Source organism: Noviherbaspirillum denitrificans (assembly GCF_002211445.1).
Taxonomy (GTDB): Bacteria; Pseudomonadota; Gammaproteobacteria; order Burkholderiales; family Burkholderiaceae_D; genus Noviherbaspirillum; species Noviherbaspirillum denitrificans.
In genome coordinates, this window is the sequence record NZ_LSTO01000001.1 from 2503412 (window position 1) to 2523163 (window position 19752).

Consider the following 19752-nt stretch of genomic DNA (forward strand, 5'->3'; position numbering starts at 1 on the left):
ACGGCTTGACGGGCATTGCCAACCGGCGCCGCTTCGACCTGCACCTGGAAGACGAATTCCGCCGCGCCAAGCGCAATGCATCACCGCTGTCCCTGATCATGATCGATGTCGATTCCTTCAAGGACTACAACGACAACTACGGCCACCAGCGTGGTGACCAGTGCCTGGCGCAGATCGCGGGCGCGCTTGGTGGCGTGCTGAACCGCTCCAGCGACCTCGTGGCGCGTTACGGCGGCGAAGAATTTACTGTCGTGCTTCCTGATACCAATGAAGATGGTGCGATGCAGATCGCCGAGGCGATGCGCGCCGAAATCGAGGCACTCAACATCGAGCACGCCCATTCCCGCGTTGCGAAATTCGTGACGATCAGCCTGGGTGTCAGTACGGTTGTCCCTGAACACCTGTCCAACACCGGCAGCCTGATCCACGCTGCCGACCGCGCGCTCTACCAGGCCAAGCGTTCAGGCCGCAATTGCGTGGTCACGTACAGCGACCGGAAAAACTAGCGCAGCGCGCTCGCCGTGCGCGCCAACTCGGTAATCAGTTTCCAGTCTCCCGACTTCACCGCATTCTTCGGCGTCAGCCAGGAACCGCCGACGCATGCCACGTTCTTGCAGGCGAGGAACTGCGCCGCATTCTCTTGCGAGATGCCGCCGGTCGGACAAAAGGTCACGTCCGGCAACGGACCGGCAATCGCGTTGAGCATGCCGACGCCGCCTGCAGGCACCGCCGGAAACAGTTTCAGCTGTCGGAAACCGGCCTCGCGCGCAGCCATCACTTCGGAAGGCGTCATTACGCCGGGCAGCAAGGGCAAGCCGGACAGCCTGGCCGCGTCGACAAGGCCAGGCGTGAGCCCGGGAGAAACGCCGAATACCGCACCCGCATCCCTCGCCGCAGCAAATTCATCAGGCTGGGTCAGCGTGCCGACACCGACGATGGCATCCGGCACCTCCTTCGCTATTGCGCGAATCGCCGGAACGCCGTGCTCGGTGCGCAGCGTCACCTCAAGCACGCGTATGCCGCCCTCGACCAGCGCCCTGGCAAGGGGAACGGCATGTTCCAGGTTGTCGATGGCAATCACCGGAATGACCGGCGAAGCACGCATGATGTCGAGCAGCGTCATGGCAGTTTTCCTTCTTATCGGCGCGTGACGAGCGAATCCTCGTCCGAATAGGCTTGTTCCTGGGGTACGGAGAGCGGGTTGCCCTGTTCCTGCGGCAGGTGCAGCGGCGGCGGCAGGCCGAAGGTCGCGCCCCCCTCTTCGGCTGCACTCACGTTGCTGCGGAATACGGCGAACAGTTCGCGTCCCATTCCGACATGGCTGGCGGACAGGTCCGCGGGATCGATGCCGCGCACGCTCCATTCCGCCTCGTCCACCAGCGCCCGCAATTCGCCGCTGTTGGCATCAACGCGAATCAGGTCGCCGTCCCGGACTCGCCCCAGCGGACCGCCGGCCAGCACTTCGGGCGACACATGGATCGCCGCCGGCACCTTGCCAGAAGCACCCGACATCCGTCCGTCCGTCACCAGCGCCACGCGACGGCCCGCATCCTGCAGCGTCGCCAGCGCCGGTGTCAGCGCATGCAACTCGGGCATGCCGTTCGCACGCGGCCCCTGGTAACGCACGACCGCCACGAAATCGCGGTCCAGTCGTCCGGCCTTGAAGGCAAGCATGAAATCTTCCTGCGAATTGAACACGATGGCGGGTGCCTCCACCACGCGGTGCTGCGGCTTCACGGCCGAGACCTTGATAACGGCGCGCCCGAGATTGCCGTTCAAAAGACGCAGGCCGCCATCCTTCGAAAACGGCTCCGTCGCCGGGCGCAGCACATCGAGATCGCTGCTCGCAGCCGCTGCCGGCCGCCACACCACCTCCTCGCCCTGCAGGAAGGGCTCGGAGCAATGCGCACGCAGGCCCTTGCCCATCACCGTGGTCACATCTTCATGCAGCAGCCCCGCATCGAGCAGCTCGCGGATCACGAAGCCGGTACCGCCGGCGGCGTGGAAGTGGTTCACATCGGCTTCGCCATTCGGATAGATGCGCGTAAGCAGCGGCACGACCGACGACAAGGCGTCGAAATCATCCCAGTCGATTACGATGCCCGCGGCCTTCGCCATCGCGACGAGGTGCAGTGTATGGTTGGTCGATCCGCCCGTGGCGAGCAGGGCCACGATGGCGTTGACGATAGCCTTCTCGTCGACCACATGGCCGACCGGGATATATTCCTTGCCCTGCGCGCTGATCTCCACGGCCCGGCGTGCGCCGGCCGCAGTCAAGGCATCACGCAGCGGCGTGTTGGGCGTAATGAAGGCCGTGGCGGGCAAGTGCAGGCCCATCACCTCCATCAGCATCTGATTGCTGTTGGCAGTGCCGTAGAACGTGCAGGTACCGGCGCCGTGGTAGGACTGTGCCTCGGACTCCAGCAGCTCCTCGCGTCCGACCTTGCCCTGCGCATACAGTTGGCGCACCTTGGCCTTTTCGGAATTGGAGATACCGGTCGTCATCGGCCCCGCCGGCAGGAACACGGCGGGAAGGTGCCCGAAATGCAGCGCGCCAATCACCAGGCCGGGGACGATCTTGTCGCACACACCAAGGTAGACCGCCGCATCAAACATGTTGTGCGACAGCGCAATCGCCGTCGCCATCGCAATCGTGTCACGGGAAAAGAGGGACAGCTCCATGCCCGGCTGGCCCTGCGTCACGCCATCGCACATCGCCGGCACACCGCCGGCAAATTGCGCCACGCCGCCCGCCGCGCGCACCGCCTCCTTGATGATGGGCGGGAAGCGCTCCAGCGGCTGGTGCGCCGACAACATGTCGTTGTAGGCGGAAACGATGGCGACCGACGGCGCCTTCTGCTCTTTCAGGCGAAGCTTGTCGTTCGCGGGAAAGGCCGCGAAGCCGTGGGCGAGGTTCGTGCAGGCCAGCGCGCCGCGCTGTACGCCTTTCAGCAGCGCGGCATCGAGACGCGCCAGGTAGGCAGATCGGTACGGCCGGCTGCGCTTGAAGATGCGTTCGGTCGTGGAAGCCAGTGCAGGGTGAATGGACATGATGCAATCCTTGACGGTGTTTTCGTAACTTTACTACATATTTTCAATGGACGCTTGATCGATCGCCAACCTTCAGCGCCCGAGAAAGCCCGGCCGCAATAACGCAAAGCCGCACCCATCCTATGCGGAAAAAGGCACCAATGAGCTAGCGCAAGAAAAGCGTGGGCAGGCAAATAAATGTAGTGAATTTACTTAAATCTGTTGTATAGTTGAACAAACTGACGATCCTTCAACATCGCCCCCACCGGAACAGCCAACGCCCACCATGCCACAGCCGAACCTGACCGATGCGCCCGCCTTCCAGGCATTGTCGAAGCATTTTGCCGATGCGAAGGATTGGCAGATGCGTACCCTCTTCACCAGCCAGCCCGACCGCTTCGAACGCTTCTCGATCGATGCTGCCGGCCTCATGCTCGATTACTCGAAGAACCGGGTCGATGGAACGACCTTGGACCTGCTGCTCCAGCTGGCGCGCGAACGCGAACTGGAACAGAAACGCGCGGCAATGTTTTCCGGCGAAAAAATCAACGCCACCGAGAACCGCTCCGTGCTGCATACCGCCCTGCGGCTGCCGCGAACCGCGTCGCTTGTCGTGGATGGACACGACGCGGTGCCGGAGGTTCATGCGGTCCTCGACCATATGCAGGCGTTCAGCGACCGCGTGCGCTCCGGCCAGTGGACCGGTTGCACCGGCGAACCGATCACCGACATCGTCAATATCGGTATCGGCGGCTCGGACCTCGGGCCTGAAATGACCTGCCGCGCACTGCGGCCTTTCGTGCATCCGCGCCTGTCCCTGCACTTCGTCTCCAACGTCGACGGCCACGACCTCGATGCCGTGCTCGCCAAAGTCCGTTCCGAGACAACCCTTTTCATTATCGCCTCGAAGACCTTCACCACACGCGAAACGATGCTCAACGCGCAGTCCGCGCGATCCTGGTTCCTGCGTCACCATGGCGAACGCGACCTGCCCCGGCATTTCGCCGCGGTATCGACGAATACCGATGCAGTGCGCGCCTTCGGCATTGATCCCGAGAACATGTTCCCCTTCTGGGACTGGGTGGGCGGCCGCTATTCGGTCTGGTCTGCCATCGGCCTGCCGCTGGCACTGGCGATCGGTTTCGATGGTTTTTCCGAATTCCTTGGTGGCGCACATGCGATGGACCAGCATTTCCAGACCGCGCCGCTGGACAGGAACATGCCGGTCATCCTCGGCATGCTGGGCATCTGGTACCGCAATTTCTTCGGCAGCAGTTCGGTGTCAATCGCGCCGTATCACCAGGACCTGAGCCAGTTCCCGGCCTATCTCCAGCAATTGGAAATGGAGAGCAACGGCAAGCGCGTCACGCTGGACGGCGCACCGGTTCCCGTAGCAACTTGCCCCATCATCTGGGGCGACGTCGGCACGAACGGGCAGCATGCGTATTTCCAGCTCTTGCATCAAGGTACGGACGTCACGCCGGTTGACTTCATTGCCGCACTGAAGCCGGCGCATGCCCTCGACGGCCACCACATGGTGCTGCTCGCCAATTGCTTTGCGCAATCGGAAGCATTCATGCGCGGCAAGACCGAGGACGAGGTCCGCAACGAGATGCAGGCGCAAAAGATTCCCGACGAGCAGATCCGCGCCGTGCTGCCCCACCGCGTCTTTCCCGGTAACCGTCCGAGCAATACCATCCTGATGGACAAGCTGGCGCCGGCCACGCTGGGCGCACTCATCGCCCTGTACGAGCACAAGGTATTCGTACAGGGCGTTGTGTGGGGCATTAACAGCTTCGACCAGTGGGGTGTGGAATTGGGCAAGGTACTGGCAAAGAACATCGAAACGGAATTGACCGGCCCCGCGCGTCCCGACGCGCACGACGCATCGACCAACGGATTGATTGCGCGTGCGAAAATGGCCCTGTCGGCATAATTTCTCGCGCAAGGCCGAACCCGCACCCGGCTTTGTCATCGAAATTCATTGTCACGCGGCCGTCGTCGGGCGCGGGTGCGTGTTTTCCTGGGTAATCTCTTCTCATCATCATGGCTCTTTCCGATTTCGACCTGGTCCTGTTCGGCGGCGGCGGCGACCTTGCAATGCGCAAACTGTTGCCGGCCCTGTATAACCGCGAACGGGCAAAGGACATTCCGCCGGACGCGCGCATTGTCTGCGTCGGACGGCATGATTGGACGCGCGAGAGCTTCATCGAGGAAGTGAACCGCAGCTCCAGGCCGCACACCGCGTCCGGGTCGCCCGATCCCGCGGTCTGGGACGCGTTCTGCCGCCGCATCGATTATGTGGCGCTGGATGCGACCGATGCCGCGTCCTACGAGCGCCTGGTCAACGCGATGCGCAAGCCTGACGCAAACCGTCCGGTGACGCGCGTGTTCTATCTCGCCACGCCGCCCAGCCTGTTCGCAAAGATCTGCCACAACCTGTCGCAAAGCGGATTGGCCACGCCCGAATCGCGCGTCGTGCTCGAAAAGCCGCTTGGCCGAGACCTCGCCAGCGCCCGGCAAATCAACGCCGAAGTCGGCCGCGTGTTCTCCGAATCGCAAATCTTCCGAATCGACCACTACCTCGGCAAGGAAACGGTCCAGAACCTGCTCGCGCTCCGCTTCGGCAACGTGCTGTTCGAGCCGCTGTGGCGGCGCGAGTGGATTTCCGACGTGCAGATCACGATCGCGGAAGAACTTGGCGTCGGCAACCGCATGGATTACTACGAAACGGCCGGCGCCCTGCGGGACATGCTGCAGAACCACCTTCTGCAGCTGCTGTGCATCGTCGCGATGGAGCCGCCGGTGTCGGCCACGCCCGATGCGGTACGCGATGAAAAGCTCAAGGTGCTGCGTTCGCTGAAACGTTTTACACCGAACAGCATCGCCCAGAACGTGGTTCGCGGCCAGTACCGCTCCGGCCATGTGCAGGGAACGCCGGTTCCCGGCTACCGAAAGGAGCCGGATGCCAACCCCAGCTCACGCACCGAAACCTATGTCGCGCTGAAAGCGGAAATCGATACCTGGCGCTGGGCCGGCGTGCCCTTCTACCTGCGCACCGGCAAGCGCATGGCGGACCAGCTCGCGGAAATCGTGGTGCGCTTCAAGACCATCCCGCATTCCATCTTCGCCCAGCCCAACCGCAGCTTCCAGGCCAACAGCCTGATCATCCGCCTGCAGCCGGACGAAGGCCTGCAGATGAACCTGATGGCCAAGACGCCCGGCGACGGCATGCGCCTGCGTCCGGTCGAACTGGAACTCGACTTCCGCGAAACCTTCAAGATGCCGCGCATGGAAGCCTACGAGCGCCTGCTGCTCGACGTCCTGCGCGGCCAACTCACGCTGTTCATGCGCGCCGACGAACTGGAAGCCGCGTGGGAATGGGTCGAGCCCATCCTCGAATACTGGGAGCAGGAAGGCGACGAACCCATGCCCTACACCTCCGGCACCTGGGGACCGCCCGCGGCAAGCGCGCTGATCGGACGTGACGGATTACAATGGCGGGAAGAAGCGCTGCCGGAGGAATGATGCGGGTGGCGCGGCACTGACTATTCCAATAAACGCCTATGCTGCTCGACTCGATCAAGACCCAGCTTGACGCCCTGTCCAAGTCGGAAAAGAAGGTGGCGATGGCCGTCCTCAAGAATCCCGACTTGGCCGTCTCCGGCAATATCACCGCCCTTGCAAAGAATGCACAGGTCTCCGAGCCGACCGTGGTGCGCTTCTGCCGCGCGCTGGGCTACGACGGCTGGCACGAGTTCAAGCTGAAGCTCGCGCAGACGCTGGCGCTCGCCCTGCCTCAGGCGGACGAGTCGCCGCTGCAGGACGACCTCGCCGCCGACCTCGTCAACAAGATCTGCAGCCGCTCGATCAACACCCTCCTCGACCTGCGCAACAACCTGCAGCCGGCGGCAATTGAAAAGGCGCTGGACGTGCTGGCCCGCTCGACCAAGATCGAGTTCTGGGGCCAGGGCACGTCGGGCATCGTCGCCGCCGATGCGCAGCACAAGTTCTTTCGCTCCGGCGTGCATACCGTCGCCTATGCCGATCCGCACATCCATGCGATCTCGGCTGCCTTGCTGACCAAGGGCGATGCCGTCGTTGCCATCTCACAGCGGGGAAACAGCACGGCCCTGCTGCACAGCGTCCAGCTCGCCCGCAAGGTCGGCGCCGATGTCATTGCGCTCACACCGAGCGGCACACCGCTTGCCGAAGAGGCAACCGTGCTGGTGCCGATCGACCTGAGCTTCAACATCGACCCGTACACGCCGATCTCGGCCCGTCTCGCCCACTTGGTGGTGATCGACATCCTCGCGGTCGGCCTGGCGCTCAAGCGCGGTCCGGAGTTCCGCAAGAAGATGCAAAACGCACAAAAGGCGTTGCAAAAACTCGACATGCAGTTCGATTCTTTCCTGAGGCATCCGCCTAAGCTGTAGATCAAACAGATAAGCGGGGGATGGGGGTATCATTGGCCTTTTTTGCCGCTGACCTTCCCCGTCATGACCCAGCTAGAACAACTCAAGCAGTACACCACGATCGTCGCCGACACCGGCGATTTCCAGTCGATGAAGGCCTTTGCGCCGCGCGACGCCACCACCAACCCCTCCCTGATCCTGAAGGCTGTCCAGAAGGATGAATACAAGCCGCTGCTGGAAAAGGCCGTGCGCGACAATGTGCGCCTGCCGACCGGCGACGTCATCGACCGCCTGCTGATCGCCTTCGGCCTCGAAATCCTGAAGCTGATCCCGGGCCGCGTGTCGACCGAAACCGATGCCCGTCTCTCCTTCGACACCCAGGGCACGATCGACAAGGGCAGCGCCCTGATCGCCCTGTACGAAGCCGCCGGCATTCCGCGCGAACGCGTGCTGATCAAGATCGCCTCCACCTGGGAAGGCATCCAGGCCGCGCAAGTGCTGGAAAAGGAAGGCATCCGTTGCAACATGACATTGCTGTTCGCGCTGCCGCAAGCGATCGCCTGCGCCGACGCCGGCGTGCAACTCATCTCGCCCTTCGTCGGCCGCATCTACGATTGGTACAAGAAGTCCACCGGCCAGGAATACACCGGCGCGGATGACCCGGGCGTGCAATCCGTGAAGCGGATCTACAACTACTACCGCAAGTTCGGCTACAAGACCGAAGTGATGGGCGCCAGCTTCCGCAATACGTCGCAGATCCTCGAACTCGCCGGCTGCGACCTGCTGACCATCAGCCCGGACCTGCTGCAGAAACTCGCCGAGTCCGACGCACCGGTCGCGCGCAAACTGAGCGTCGATGAAGCGCAAGCTTCCGACCTGAAGAAGCTGACGCTCGATGAAAAGGCATTCCGCCTGATGCTGAACGACGACGCGATGGGCACCGAGAAGCTGGCGGAAGGGATCCGCCTGTTCTGCGCCGATGCCGTGAAGCTGGAAAAGATGGTCGAGGCGCTGCGCTAAAACCACTGCGCCGCCGCATTCACCGGCGGCGCATCTTCACCTGCTGACGACAGCCTCGGCCATCACCAGCGCGACATCCCCGCCCTGCGCACGCAATGCGCGCGCCACGCCTTCGCGATTGACCGCCGGCTGGTTCTGGCTCACCTTCCACTTGCCCGCAATCCGCGTCACCGGTATTTCGATGCCGACGATCGCGCCGAGCATTTTTTCGATGTACTCCGGCGGCGCGTCCGAAATCTTCCACGGTTGCGCCTGCCCGGCTTCTTGTCGCGCACTAAGCCTTTCAAGCTGTGCGCGAATCCACTGCGCATCCTGGATGATCCTGAGCGGCCCGTACGCGTGAACAGTCATGTAGTTGTATGTCGGTACGGCACGCCCGTCTTCCTGCTTGGTCGGATACCACCCCGGACTGATATAGCACTGCGCCCCTTGAAAGACGACCAGCGCCTCCACATCCGAGGCGAAATCCGTCCAGAGCGGATTCGCCCGCGCAATATGTGCCCGCAAGGTGCCATGCTCGCCCGCTTCCGCATCGAACTCGAACGGGACATGGTTCGCATTGAGGCCGGATGCGGCAAGGGTCACAAGCGTGCCGAGCGGATGCGCACGCATCAGCGCTTGCAATACCTCGGGCCGCTGTTCGTCGAATTGCCTGGGAATGTACATACCTGCCTCCTCAACCTGCGGGTTCGATGACGATGTCCGATTTCAGGGAATTCGCAATGAAGCACTGCTCATGCGATTCGTGGTGCAGGTGGTCCAGCTCTTCCTGTGTGGGCCGGCGTTCGCCACCGAACACGACATCCGGACGCAAGGTGATGCGCGTCATCGCCATCCGTCCTTCGGCATTCTTTTCCATGACGCCAGATGCCCGGTCCACGTAACTGTCGATCACAAAGCCACGCTTGGCGGCAAAGCTGAGGAAGAACAGCATGTGGCAGCTCGACGTTGCTGCGATGAGGGCTTCCTCCGGATCGACGGCGGATTCGACGGACATCGGCAACGGCACGATGGACGACGATGAAGACGCCTGAATTTCGGCGCCGCCGTCGAATGCCCAGCGATGGCCCCGGCTGTAGCGGTTGTCGGTAAACAACTGGCCGTCACGCCGCCAGGTAATGGTCGCCTCGTACGTGTGCATTTCCGCCCTCTCCTTCGATATTGGGAAAAGCCAAGCGTAATGCCTGGATTGGCTTTTTAAAAGTACCAATAAGTGCTACTTTTAAGATACCAATTGAGGTTTTAAACCATGCACCTGGCCGATTCCCTTGCGACACTCATGCTCACCCCGGCAGCCGGAACCCCGATGTTCCGCCAGTTGTACGAGGGCATCAAGCAATCCGTCCTTTCCGGCAAGATCTCCCCCGGCGCGCAGCTACCACCGACCCGGGAGCTGGCCAGGCAACTCGGCATTTCGCGCCAGACGGTCCTGAACGCTTACGAGCATTTGATGGCGGAAGGCTACCTGTCCGGTACGGTCGGCAAGGGCACATTCATCAGCCGCACGCTTCCGCTGCCGGCACGACCACCGAAAGCCGGGAATCCCCGGGCCCTGCGTCCGTTGTCGGCGCGAGGAGAATGCTTCGTCGGTCCGCAGGCCGCGCTCAATACCCACGAAGGCGCACCCAAGGCTTTCCGCATCGGCATGCCTGGCCTCGACCTCTTCCCTTTCGATGTCTGGGCACGCCTTGAAGCGCGCCGTTGGCGCCACCCGCCGCACGAACTCGGTTACAGCGATCCGATCGGCTACCTTCCTCTGCGAGAAGCATTGGCCGGCTATCTCGGGGCGTCGCGTGGCGTGCACTGCGATCCCGGGCAGATCCTGATCACCGCGGGCTCGCAACAAGCGTTGTTTCTGATCGCGACCCTGCTCCTCGCCCCCGGCGACGCCGCATGGATTGAGGATCCTGGTTATCGGGGCATCAGCGCCTCCCTGCGTGCCGCGCAGGCACATGTTTGCCCGGTGCCCGTGGATGGCGAAGGCATTTCGGTATCGTCGGGGAGAACGTCCTGGCCCGAGGCAAAGCTGGCCTATGTCACACCTTCGCACCAATTGCCTCTCGGCACCACCATGTCATTGACGCGGCGGCTCGACTTGCTGGCATGGGCAAAGGAAAACAAGGCATGGATTGTGGAAGACGACTATGACAGTGAATACCGCTACACCGGCCCGCCGCTGGCTTCATTGCAAAGCCTGGACCAGACGGGCAGCGTGATCTATGTCGGCACGCTGTCGAAGGTGCTGTTCCCTGGCCTGCGGCTCGGCTACATGGTCCTGCCGCCTGCCTTGGTCGACGCCTTCGTGCAGGCCCGGGCAATCATGGACCGGCACGCCGCGATCGTCCCGCAAATCGTGCTCGCCGATTTCATCACGGAAGGACATTTCGGCCGCCATATCAAACGCACGCGCGAAGCATATGCAGAACGCAGGATCGCGCTTCTGGACGCCATCGGCACGCATCTGGCCGGTCATCTCGTGGCCGGCGCGGCGGATGCGGGACTTCAGTTGTCAGCGACCTTTATCAGGCGGAGAGATGACGAAGCGCTCGTACGGCGCGCACGCGAAAAAGGTATTGAATCAAGAGCGCTGTCCGGGTTTTACCTCGATCGCGACAACGCACGCCTGTCCGGGTTAGTGCTGGGCTTTGCGCCCATCTCGGTCGAAGACATTCGTCGCGCCGCGCCTGCCCTGCGTGATGTCCTTGACGAGTAAGCACAGATCGCGACGATCGACTTAAGAGAAGAGATTACTGTTGAAGGTGAAATAACCGGCAAGGAAGAGTACAAGCGCAATTGCGAACTGCTTCCAGAAGTTCTTGTTGAACATGTCGAGGCCTCTTAAATGACTTTGTCTTGCCGGAGTTGCGCAATATCCCGCTCATCATAGCCGAGCCCGCACAACACCTCGTCGTTATGTTCGCCAAGGCTAGGTCCGAGCCATTTCGTTTCACCCGGCGTTTCCGACAGCTTGGGCGTGATGGCTGGCAGCTTGACCGGCGTGCCATCCTTGAACGCATGCTGCTCGAACATGCCGCGCGCCAGGAACTGCGGATCGGTCATCATATCGCGCACCGAATAGATCTTCCCGACCGGGACGTCCGCTGCCTTGAGGATCGCCAGCGCCTCGTCGATGGTTTTCGTATCGCACCAAGCCTGGATTGCACCGTCGATTTCTTCCGTGCGCGGAACACGGCCGTCGTTACGCGCCAACTGCGGATCGTCGGCCATGTCCTGCCGCTCAATCGCTACCATGAGTCGCTTGAAGATCGCGTCGCCATTTCCGGCGATCACGATATTTTCGCCATCGCGCGTCGTATAGGTATTCGACGGCACGATGCCCGGCAGCGCCCCGCCGGTACGGGCACGCACGACACCTGCAAAGTCGTACTCCGGCACCAGCGATTCCATCATGTTGAACACCGCCTCGTACAGCGCCACGTCCACCATCTGCCCCTGGCCTGCGACACATGCCTCACCGGACTTGCCGTTCCAGCGCCCGCCAGTCACGTCGCGATGGCGGAGTGCCATCATCGCACCGATCACGCCATGCAACGCCGCGACGGAATCGCCGATCGACACCCCGATGCGCACCGGCGGGCGGTCGGGATGCCCGGATACATAGCGCATGCCGCCCATGGACTCGCCGATCGCACCGAAGCCGGGCAAATCCTTCATCGGTCCGGTCTGTCCGTAGCCCGACAGGCGAACCATGATCGTGGCCGGATTGACCTTCTTCAGGTCTTCGTAACCGATGCCCCACTTCTCCAGCACGCCGGGGCGATAATTCTCGATGATGATGTCCGCTTCAAGCGCGAGCCGCTTCGCAATCTCCTGCCCGCGCGCGTCCTTCATGTTCAGCGTCACGCTCTTCTTGTTGCGCGACTGGACATACCACCACAGCGAAGTGCCATCCTTCAGCACACGCCATTGGCGGATCGGATCACCACCGTCCGGCGCCTCGACCTTGATCACTTCTGCACCGAACTCCGCCAGCATGCGGGAACAGAACGGGCCGGCGATTAGCGTGCCGAGTTCAAGGACCTTGATGCCGGCGAGCGGGCCGGCCTTTTTTTGTTCTGTCATGTCTTCGGATGGATGTCAGGTCGAACGTCGGTCCAGCATGGCGCGGGCAATCGTGCCTGCATCCACATACTCCAGCTCGCCGCCCACGGGCACGCCGCGCGCCAGCCGGCTGACCTTCAGGCCGCGCGCCTTGAGCGTCTCGCTGATGTAATGGGCGGTTGCCTCGCCCTCGTTGGTGAAATTCGTGGCGAGCACGACCTCGGTCACGTACCCGTCAGTCGCACGCGCAATCAGCTTTTCGAGATGGATGTCCTTTGGGCCGATACCGTCGAGTGGCGACAAACGTCCCATCAGCACGAAATACAGGCCCTTGTATGTCAGGGTCTGCTCGATCATCATCTGATCGGCAGGTGTCTCGACGACGCACAGCAGGCTGGCATCTCGTGCACTGTCGAGACAGGTTTCACAGATCTCGTTCTCGGTGAAGGTATTGCACCTTGCGCAGTGGTGGATGTGTTCGACGGCCTGCGTCAATGCACGCCCGAGCATGGCCGCACCGTCACGGTCATGCTGCATCAGGTGGTAGGCCATGCGCTGCGCCGACTTCGGACCCACGCCCGGCAGGCGGCGCAATGCTTCGGTCAAGAACTCGAGACTGGAGGGAGATTTCACTATCGATCAGAACGGCAGCTTGAAGCCAGGAGGCAGCGGAAGGCCGGCAGTCATGCCCGACATCTTTTCCTGCGAAGTCGCTTCCGCCTTGCGCACAGCGTCGTTGAAAGCAGCCGCGACGAGGTCTTCGAGCATGTCCTTGTCGTCGCCGAGCAGCGACGGATCGATCGCCACGCGCTTGACGTCATATTTGCACGTCATCACAACCTTCACCATGCCGGCACCGGACTGGCCTTCGACTTCGATCGATGCCAGCTGCTCCTGCATCTTCTTCATGTTGTCCTGCATTTGCTGGGCTTGCTTCATCAGCCCTGCGAGTTGGCCCTTCATCATGGTCGTACTCCTTGTTTGTCAAATGGGTTTGATCGATCCCGGCACGATGGTGGCGCCAAATTCACGCATCATCGCCTGCACAAATGGATCACGTTGAAGTTTGTCTTCGGCCTCGCGCAGACGGGCTTCGCGATCGGCGACTGCCTGCGCGTTGGCGGTTTGCTCCACCGCGCCGATCTCCGTGCTCACGCGCGCGTTCTTGCCAAAATGCTCGGTGAGCGCGGCTGCAAGTTTATCGACGGAACCTGCGGAACGCAGCGTATCGAGCGGGATACGCAAGTGGATGGAAACACCTTCGCCCTGATCCTCGCATTTCAGCAGCTCGCTCTGTTGTGCGAGTTGCTGGACGACGCCGCGCAGAGACAGGGATGCAGCCAATGCAGGCCAGTCGCCATCCCAGTTGAGCGAAGGAACAGGTGTAGGCGGAAGTGCCTTCACCCGTGGCGCAGGCGGTTCGGGAGGTGGTGCTGCCGGCACCTCTTCTTCGACGACTGCCGTGTCGCCGAAGGCATCCTCGACCGGTTTCAGTTCAGTTTTTTTTTGAGCCGCTGCCGGAGGTGCAGAGTCGTAATCGCCCCATTCCGATGCCGGCGGCGGGGGATTGTCTTCCCAGGGCGGAACGGATGCAGCAGGAGCCGGTGAATGTACGGGCGCCTGGACCGGCGCGGGCGCCGCAGGACGCGCCGCAACCGGAGCAGACGGTGCCTTACCCGCATTGCGCGCAGCTTCAAGCGCCGCACGTGCCGGGCTCATTGCGCCGGCCGTACGTGACGGTGCCGCGGCAACTGGTGCCGCTTGAACTGGCGCGGCAGGACGTGCAGCAGGTGCCGGAGCTGCCGCGGGAACCGGCGCACGCGCAACCGGCTTCGCTTCTGCGCCACCAATACCCGGACGGAATGCAAGCATGCGCAACAGCGTCATGGAAAAGCCGGCATATTCGTCGGGCGCGAGGCCAAGTTCGTTCCGGCCATGCACAGCGATCTGGTAATACAGCTGGATTTCGTCAGCCTCGAACAAGCCGGCAAGTCGAATGATGTCCTCTCGCTCAGGCACGTCGTCCGGCAGCGCCGCAGGCACAGTCTGCGCAAGCGCGATCCGGTGCAACAGCGTGCCGAGATCCTGCAACGCGGCACTATAGGAAAGGCTGCGCGTCGCCATCTCGTCGGCGACCGTCAGCAATCCTGCCCCATCCTTCGCCGCAAGCGCATCAAGCACACGGATCAGGTAGGACTGGTCAAGCGCCCCGAGCATCCCCTGCACCGATTCAAGCGTCACCTTGCCGGCGGCATAAGCGATGGCCTGGTCCGTCAGCGACAGCGCATCGCGCATCGAACCGTGTGCGCCTTGTGCGAGAAGGCGCAATGCCGGCGGGTCGTAAGCAATGCTTTCCTGACCGAGGATGTTTTCGAGATGCGCGACGATATGCCCAGGCGGCATCTGCTTGAGGTTGAACTGTAGGCAGCGCGACAACACCGTCACCGGAATTTTTTGCGGATCGGTAGTCGCGAGGATGAACTTCACATGCTCCGGCGGTTCCTCCAGCGTCTTCAGCATGGAGTTGAACGCATGGTTGGTCAGCATGTGGACTTCGTCGATCATGTAGACCTTGAAGCGCGCATTCGAGGGCGCGTAAATCGCCTGCTCCAGCAACTGCGCCATTTCATCGACGCCGCGATTCGATGCAGCGTCCATTTCGATGTAGTCGACGAAGCGCCCGGCATCGATAGCCGTGCATGCCTCGCACGTCCCGCACGGTTTCGCAGTGATCCCGGTTTCGCAATTGAGCGACTTGGCGAGGATACGCGACAAGGTCGTCTTGCCGACGCCACGGGTGCCTGTAAACAGATAGGCGTGGTGCAAACGTTGCTGTTCCAGCGCATGCGTGAGCGCCCGCACGACGTGCTCCTGCCCGACGAGCGTTTCAAAGCTCTTGGGACGATACTTTCGGGCGAGAACTTGATAGGACATAGCTGCGCTGGCTGATAAGTGTAGGTCGCATTTTACCTGACCTGTTGCAAGTTATAGCCGGGATTGAGCGATTGACGGCAGAAGCAGTATCCGCTGCGCAAGGAGCGCGATACTGCAATGAAAACGGGGGAAAAAGAAGGGGCGAGCCTTGTCTACGGCACTTGCGGGGAATGGCTGTGGCTGCTTCGTTCCCGACCTGACCAGGTTCACCACGCCGCAATGCGCAGGGGCCCGCCGATCGTCATTCTAACAGCAATACCCGCGGCGCGCCCCTGAATTTCACAGTTGACCATTATCAAAGTTGATTACAGCCCAAGCTCCTGCCAAATACCGTCGACTCTTGCCTTCACCTCTGGCGTCATCTCGATGGTCCGCCCCCACTCACGACTGGTTTCCCCCGGCCACTTGTTTGTCGCATCGATACCCATCTTGCTGCCCAATCCACTCACAGGCGAAGCGAAATCCAGGTAGTCGATCGGTGTGTTGTCGACCAGCGTCGTGTCCCGCATAGGATCCACACGTGTCGTGATAGCCCAGATCACCTCTTTCCAGTCACGCACGTTCACATCGTCATCCACCACGACGATGAACTTCGTATACATGAATTGCCGCAAAAAGCTCCAGACGCCAAACATCACCCGCTTCGCATGCCCCGGATAGGATTTTTTCATTTGCACCACCGCCATGCGATAGCTGCAGCCTTCGGGCGGCAAATAGAAATCCGTGATCTCGGGGAATTGCTTCTGCAGCAGTGGAATAAAGACCTCATTCAGCGCGAGGCCAAGCACTGCAGGCTCATCAGGCGGCTTGCCCGTGTAAGTGGAGTGGTAAATCGGATCGCGGCGCATGGTAATCCGGTCGATGGTAAACACCGGGAACCAATCCTGCTCATTGTAGTACCCAGTGTGGTCACCGTATGGCCCCTCGAGCGCATGCTCATATCCTGACGGATGGGACGGGTCAGGATAGATATGCCCTTCCAAAACAATCTCTGCCGACGCAGGCACACGGAGTTCACTGCCGATCGCCTTGACCAGGTCGGTTCGACTTCCCCTCAACAGACCGGCAAACTGGTATTCGGACAGCGTGTCGGGGACCGGCGTCACCGCGCCCAAAATCGTGGCCGGATCGGCACCGAGCGCTACCGCAATCGGATACGGCTTGCCCTTGTTGACGATACCGTGCTCACGGAAGTCGAGCGCCCCGCCACGGTGAGCCAGCCAACGCATGATGACCTTGTTTCGGCCAATGACCTGCTGACGGTAGATACCCAGATTTTGCCTCTTCTTGTTCGGTCCCTTCGTCACCACCAGACCCCAAGTAATAAGAGGCGCCACATCGCCAGGCCAGCAGTGCTGGATCGGCAGCTTTGCCAGATCGACGTCACCGCCCTCCCACACTACGTCCTGACACGGCGCCGAACGATGCTCCCTTGGCGCCATGTCCCACAAGGATTTCACCATTGATCCGAGTCCGAGCACGTCCTTGAATCCCTTGGGCGGCTCCGGCTCCTTCAGCGTCGATAGCACATGCCCGATCTTCCGTAGCTCGCTGATATCATCCGCCCCCATTCCAAGGGCAACGCGCCTAGTTGTCCCGAACAAGTTGCCGAGAACAGGGATCGAATGGCCGCTCACGCTTTCGAACATGATCGCTGGGCCGCCCGCGCGCAAGGTACGGTCACAGATTTCCGTCATCTCCAGATATGGCGACACAGGAGTCCTGACTCGCTTTAATTCACCCAATTGTTGCAATTGGGAAATAAAATCCCGCAAATCGGAATATTTCATGATTTTTGACAAAGTTTAACGCCGGCTTTTGTTTTTAAAATTCAAGCCCAAGTCATTGATTTTATTGATGTAATGTTGCGCCGCAGCGAGATTTCAAGATTTAAAAGTAATAAAGACTTGATTTTATAGTATTGACTCGATATAAACAGCCCCCTAAAATTCGCCCAACTTGATGAGGAAGCGGGCCGGGGAAGAATGGCTGCGCAACGAGAATCCTCATTACTCACAGGGATCGGGGTCCCGCATGACATTTTAAGGAGTGTTTTCAAAAGGCGTCTGCCTTATCCCCGAAAAAAGTTGCCTGTCGCTGTTTCGGCCCCTTCGCGCCATCAGCCCCGAGCAGGCAATTCCGACGTTTGTCGATTGCGCCGCACGCTATGACAGACGATGTAACTGATTCACGGCAAACACAAGCGTCTACAAGGCTCTGTAGTGGGCTCTTCGCTTGCCGCGACGTTTCAGGGAGGTTCACATGCTTAATCGATTCATCCGGGCGCTATCCGAGCGCCCCCGAAAAAAAACAGGCCAGTCTGCCGCATGGGCAGTTGTCGCCCGCGACACCATCAGCGGGTTCATCACCACGGCCCACCATGCCCTCATGGTGCTAGGAATCCTCGCGATCGCTGCACTGGGCATCATGTTCGTCAAACCCGAGGTTACCGACCACCTTAAGGCACTCTCCCCCTTCGCACAGGAAGAAATGGAAGATGGCGAAGACCTTCCGCAAGTAGCAGGCATGATGGACGACATGCCGCCCCAATTGGAAGCCCGCCAAGGTGTCGCAGTCAAAGCCAACGCCGCAGTTCGCACTGACGAAAAGAACACAGTCGCAAGCGCCCGCCAGCAGCAGTGGGTGACTGCCTGGCTTTCCAAGCGCTACCGAGTCGCGACTGACGCCACCGACATGCTGGTATCCGCGGCTTACTTGACCGCAAAGGAAATCAAGCTCGATCCTTTGCTTATTCTCTCTGTAATGGCGATTGAATCCCGCTTCAACCCGTTTGCAGAAAGCCCGGTAGGCGCACAAGGACTCATGCAAGTGATGTCAAAGGTGCATCGAGACAAGTTTGAAGAGCTGGGTGGCGTCAAGGCAGCACTGAACCCGATCGCCAACATCAAGGTCGGCTCCTTGATACTCAAGGACTATGTGTCGCGTGGCGGCTCCGTCGAAGCTGGACTGAAGCTGTACGTTGGAGCTGGCGCTGCAGATTCTGATGCAGGGTACGGTGCGAAGGTGCTCGCCGAGTATCAGCGCCTCAAGGAAGTCGCTATGGGCAAGAAGGTTCCGGTCTACTCGACTTCCGTGAGCTCCTCCGCACCGAAGTCACGACAGCAAGAACGCAAGTCCGATGCAATCGAAGAAGCAAGCAGTAGAACGCCGGGACAACCACTGGCCCAGGCCGATCATCCTGCTGCCCTGTAATTCATTCGGTTCAAAATCTCCGATCCCCATCCAGGCAAAACTGGATGGGGATTTTTACTTTGCCGGTCGTAAAGTGCGTTGCGTCGCACTAATGCTCATCGCCGTACATCGCGGCGCAACTTAGAGCGCTCCGAGGCCGACCGCCTTAGATGCTTGATCTCATCATAGCGCTGGATAAACAAGTCGAATGCCTGTTCGGGGCCGACCGGTTCAATATGAGGAAATGCGGGTTCCGGCAAATGCCCCCAATCCATCCAGGCCGGAGGCAGCAAATCACGAACCTCCGTAGCCATAGCGACAAGGTCGAATTCCTTTACGACAGGAACATGCAGCTCAAATCCAAAGTGCCGTGCGAGTTCACGCTCAATTGGCTCAAGCTTTCGGTTGACGCTTTCCTTGCCCAAATAGACTTTTAACGGAGACGGCCAGTCCCCCTGAATAAACTCGATCGCATCGTGCCAAAGCGCGTCATATGCAGACTCCTCCGGCACAAGGCGTGAAACCATAACGCTGTGCTCTGCAACCGAATAAAACTTCTTTGTCGCACCACACCAGCGCGGCTGATATGCAAGCGCCCTGGCCACGTCCTCGACGGGCAGACCAGATGCATCCGGACTGTTCAGATCCAGCACAAAGCCTGATGCAGTAACGATTGCCGTCCGCCCACTAGGCTTCATGAACATGTCGAGTTGCTTTCCACCCATCAATTAGCCTTTTAGTCACCGCTGATTTCACGTTCAAGCAGTATATTCCGCGCGCAAAAAAGATGTGTCGGCATGCCGAATTCGTTCCAGATGGCGACAATCAGAACTGAATTTTCTGGCGCCCAAAGCAAAAAGCCCCAACTCGGATGAGCTGGGGCTTATGCATATAACAAGCCTGACGATAACCTACTTTCACACTGGTTGCAGCACTATCATCGGCGCAGAGTCGTTTCACGGTCCTGTTCGGGATGGGAAGGGGTGGTACCAACTCGCTATGGTCATCAGGCATAACTTGTCGATTGCGCGTATCGCCGTTGTTGCTGGCGCGTACGTTCAATCCAATCCAGAAGAAGCAGTTAGGGGTACTACATATA

The 19752-nt window shown here is 60.5% G+C and carries 17 protein-coding genes, 1 rRNA gene and 1 other RNA gene; 7 read left to right on the plus strand and 12 right to left on the minus strand.

Annotated elements, in window-relative coordinates; all coding sequences use genetic code 11:
* Window positions 1-506, plus strand: a 506-nt coding sequence (locus tag AYR66_RS28875; protein ID WP_170942305.1) for a diguanylate cyclase, incomplete at its 5' end; no start/stop codon positions are given.
* Here AYR66_RS28875 and AYR66_RS12240 read toward each other — a convergent pair.
* Complete coding sequence (locus tag AYR66_RS12240) at window positions 503-1123, minus strand: bifunctional 4-hydroxy-2-oxoglutarate aldolase/2-dehydro-3-deoxy-phosphogluconate aldolase (RefSeq protein ID WP_088707705.1); 621 nt, start codon at window positions 1121-1123, stop codon at window positions 503-505. The genes AYR66_RS28875 and AYR66_RS12240 overlap by 4 nt on opposite strands.
* Window positions 1124-1137: 14 nt before the next feature.
* Window positions 1138-3051 carry a phosphogluconate dehydratase gene (gene edd, locus AYR66_RS12245; RefSeq protein ID WP_088707706.1) on the minus strand — a complete coding sequence of 638 codons (1914 nt, stop codon included), beginning with the start codon at window positions 3049-3051 and terminating at the stop codon, window positions 1138-1140.
* A 265-nt stretch (window positions 3052-3316) separates the two neighbouring features.
* Here edd and pgi point away from each other — a divergent pair, with 265 nt between their 5' ends.
* The 4 genes from pgi (at window position 3317) to tal (ending at window position 8465) form a co-directional block, all read left to right on the plus strand.
* Window positions 3317-4966: a glucose-6-phosphate isomerase gene (gene pgi, locus AYR66_RS12250; protein ID WP_088707707.1), complete on the plus strand. Its 1650-nt coding sequence runs from the start codon at window positions 3317-3319 to the stop codon at window positions 4964-4966.
* A 110-nt stretch (window positions 4967-5076) separates the two neighbouring features.
* Window positions 5077-6558 carry a glucose-6-phosphate dehydrogenase gene (gene zwf / locus AYR66_RS12255; RefSeq protein ID WP_088707708.1) on the plus strand — a complete coding sequence of 494 codons (1482 nt, stop codon included), beginning with the start codon at window positions 5077-5079 and terminating at the stop codon, window positions 6556-6558.
* A 38-nt stretch (window positions 6559-6596) separates the two neighbouring features.
* Window positions 6597-7466 carry an SIS domain-containing protein gene (locus AYR66_RS12260; protein ID WP_088707709.1) on the plus strand — a complete coding sequence of 290 codons (870 nt, stop codon included), beginning with the start codon at window positions 6597-6599 and terminating at the stop codon, window positions 7464-7466.
* A 63-nt stretch (window positions 7467-7529) separates the two neighbouring features.
* Window positions 7530-8465 carry a transaldolase gene (gene tal, locus AYR66_RS12265; RefSeq protein ID WP_088709778.1) on the plus strand — a complete coding sequence of 312 codons (936 nt, stop codon included), beginning with the start codon at window positions 7530-7532 and terminating at the stop codon, window positions 8463-8465.
* Window positions 8466-8501: 36 nt separating this feature from the next.
* Here the strand turns inward: tal and AYR66_RS12270 are convergent, their stop codons facing one another.
* Together AYR66_RS12270 and AYR66_RS12275 are read right to left on the minus strand one after the other, a co-directional pair.
* Entirely contained in the window at window positions 8502-9131 is a 630-nt protein-coding gene (locus AYR66_RS12270; RefSeq protein WP_088707710.1) for an FMN-binding negative transcriptional regulator, read from the minus strand.
* A 10-nt stretch (window positions 9132-9141) separates the two neighbouring features.
* A complete protein-coding gene (locus tag AYR66_RS12275) occupies window positions 9142-9606 on the minus strand; it encodes an OsmC family protein (protein WP_088707711.1) in 465 nt (154 codons plus the stop codon).
* A 138-nt stretch (window positions 9607-9744) separates the two neighbouring features.
* On the opposite strand from AYR66_RS12275, the gene pdxR reads away from it, so the two are divergent.
* Complete coding sequence (gene pdxR / locus AYR66_RS12280; protein ID WP_234814888.1) at window positions 9745-11178, plus strand: MocR-like pyridoxine biosynthesis transcription factor PdxR; 1434 nt, start codon at window positions 9745-9747, stop codon at window positions 11176-11178.
* A gap of 125 nt (window positions 11179-11303) precedes the next feature.
* On the opposite strand, the gene AYR66_RS12285 is transcribed toward pdxR, so the two are convergent.
* The 6 genes from AYR66_RS12285 to ubiD form a co-directional block, all read right to left on the minus strand.
* Window positions 11304-12548 carry a CaiB/BaiF CoA transferase family protein gene (locus AYR66_RS12285; protein ID WP_088707713.1) on the minus strand — a complete coding sequence of 415 codons (1245 nt, stop codon included), beginning with the start codon at window positions 12546-12548 and terminating at the stop codon, window positions 11304-11306.
* A 15-nt stretch (window positions 12549-12563) separates the two neighbouring features.
* Window positions 12564-13160, minus strand: coding sequence for a recombination mediator RecR (gene recR, locus AYR66_RS12290; RefSeq protein WP_088707714.1), 597 nt, complete (start codon window positions 13158-13160; stop codon window positions 12564-12566).
* Window positions 13161-13166: 6 nt separating this feature from the next.
* Window positions 13167-13493 carry a YbaB/EbfC family nucleoid-associated protein gene (locus tag AYR66_RS12295; RefSeq protein WP_088707715.1) on the minus strand — a complete coding sequence of 109 codons (327 nt, stop codon included), beginning with the start codon at window positions 13491-13493 and terminating at the stop codon, window positions 13167-13169.
* 18 nt (window positions 13494-13511) lie between these two features.
* On the minus strand, window positions 13512-15461 hold the full coding sequence (locus AYR66_RS12300) for a DNA polymerase III subunit gamma/tau (RefSeq protein ID WP_088707716.1): 1950 nt from the start codon (window positions 15459-15461) through the stop codon (window positions 13512-13514).
* Between the two features lie 137 nt (window positions 15462-15598).
* Window positions 15599-15697, minus strand: an RNA gene (gene ffs / locus AYR66_RS12305) — signal recognition particle sRNA small type.
* 69 nt (window positions 15698-15766) lie between these two features.
* On the minus strand, window positions 15767-17251 hold the full coding sequence (gene ubiD, locus AYR66_RS12310) for a 4-hydroxy-3-polyprenylbenzoate decarboxylase (RefSeq protein WP_088707717.1): 1485 nt from the start codon (window positions 17249-17251) through the stop codon (window positions 15767-15769).
* 472 nt (window positions 17252-17723) lie between these two features.
* Between ubiD and AYR66_RS12315 the strand changes: the two genes are divergently transcribed.
* The gene (locus tag AYR66_RS12315) at window positions 17724-18674 is read left to right on the plus strand and encodes a transglycosylase SLT domain-containing protein (protein ID WP_088707718.1); all 951 of its coding nucleotides are present in this window, start codon (window positions 17724-17726) and stop codon (window positions 18672-18674) included.
* A 95-nt stretch (window positions 18675-18769) separates the two neighbouring features.
* On the opposite strand, the gene AYR66_RS12320 is transcribed toward AYR66_RS12315, so the two are convergent.
* Complete coding sequence (locus AYR66_RS12320) at window positions 18770-19378, minus strand: hydrolase (protein ID WP_088707719.1); 609 nt, start codon at window positions 19376-19378, stop codon at window positions 18770-18772.
* A gap of 173 nt (window positions 19379-19551) precedes the next feature.
* Window positions 19552-19664 (minus strand): 5S ribosomal RNA (gene rrf, locus AYR66_RS12325).
* Between the last annotated feature and the right edge of the window lie 88 nt (window positions 19665-19752).

Coding starts and splice junctions, on each gene's coding strand:
- tal (WP_088709778.1), top strand. CDS start 7,530: ATGACCCAGCTAGAACAACTCAAGCAGTACACCACGATCGTCGCCGAC.
- AYR66_RS12315 (WP_088707718.1), top strand. CDS start 17,724: ATGCTTAATCGATTCATCCGGGCGCTATCCGAGCGCCCCCGAAAAAAA.
- AYR66_RS12240 (WP_088707705.1), bottom strand. CDS start 1,123: ATGACGCTGCTCGACATCATGCGTGCTTCGCCGGTCATTCCGGTGATT.
- AYR66_RS12320 (WP_088707719.1), bottom strand. CDS start 19,378: ATGGGTGGAAAGCAACTCGACATGTTCATGAAGCCTAGTGGGCGGACG.
- AYR66_RS12285 (WP_088707713.1), bottom strand. CDS start 12,548: ATGACAGAACAAAAAAAGGCCGGCCCGCTCGCCGGCATCAAGGTCCTT.
- AYR66_RS12295 (WP_088707715.1), bottom strand. CDS start 13,493: ATGATGAAGGGCCAACTCGCAGGGCTGATGAAGCAAGCCCAGCAAATG.
- pgi (WP_088707707.1), top strand. CDS start 3,317: ATGCCACAGCCGAACCTGACCGATGCGCCCGCCTTCCAGGCATTGTCG.
- AYR66_RS12270 (WP_088707710.1), bottom strand. CDS start 9,131: ATGTACATTCCCAGGCAATTCGACGAACAGCGGCCCGAGGTATTGCAA.
- zwf (WP_088707708.1), top strand. CDS start 5,077: ATGGCTCTTTCCGATTTCGACCTGGTCCTGTTCGGCGGCGGCGGCGAC.
- AYR66_RS12300 (WP_088707716.1), bottom strand. CDS start 15,461: ATGTCCTATCAAGTTCTCGCCCGAAAGTATCGTCCCAAGAGCTTTGAA.
- AYR66_RS12275 (WP_088707711.1), bottom strand. CDS start 9,606: ATGCACACGTACGAGGCGACCATTACCTGGCGGCGTGACGGCCAGTTG.
- edd (WP_088707706.1), bottom strand. CDS start 3,051: ATGTCCATTCACCCTGCACTGGCTTCCACGACCGAACGCATCTTCAAG.
- pdxR (WP_234814888.1), top strand. CDS start 9,745: ATGCTCACCCCGGCAGCCGGAACCCCGATGTTCCGCCAGTTGTACGAG.
- ubiD (WP_088707717.1), bottom strand. CDS start 17,251: ATGAAATATTCCGATTTGCGGGATTTTATTTCCCAATTGCAACAATTG.
- AYR66_RS12260 (WP_088707709.1), top strand. CDS start 6,597: ATGCTGCTCGACTCGATCAAGACCCAGCTTGACGCCCTGTCCAAGTCG.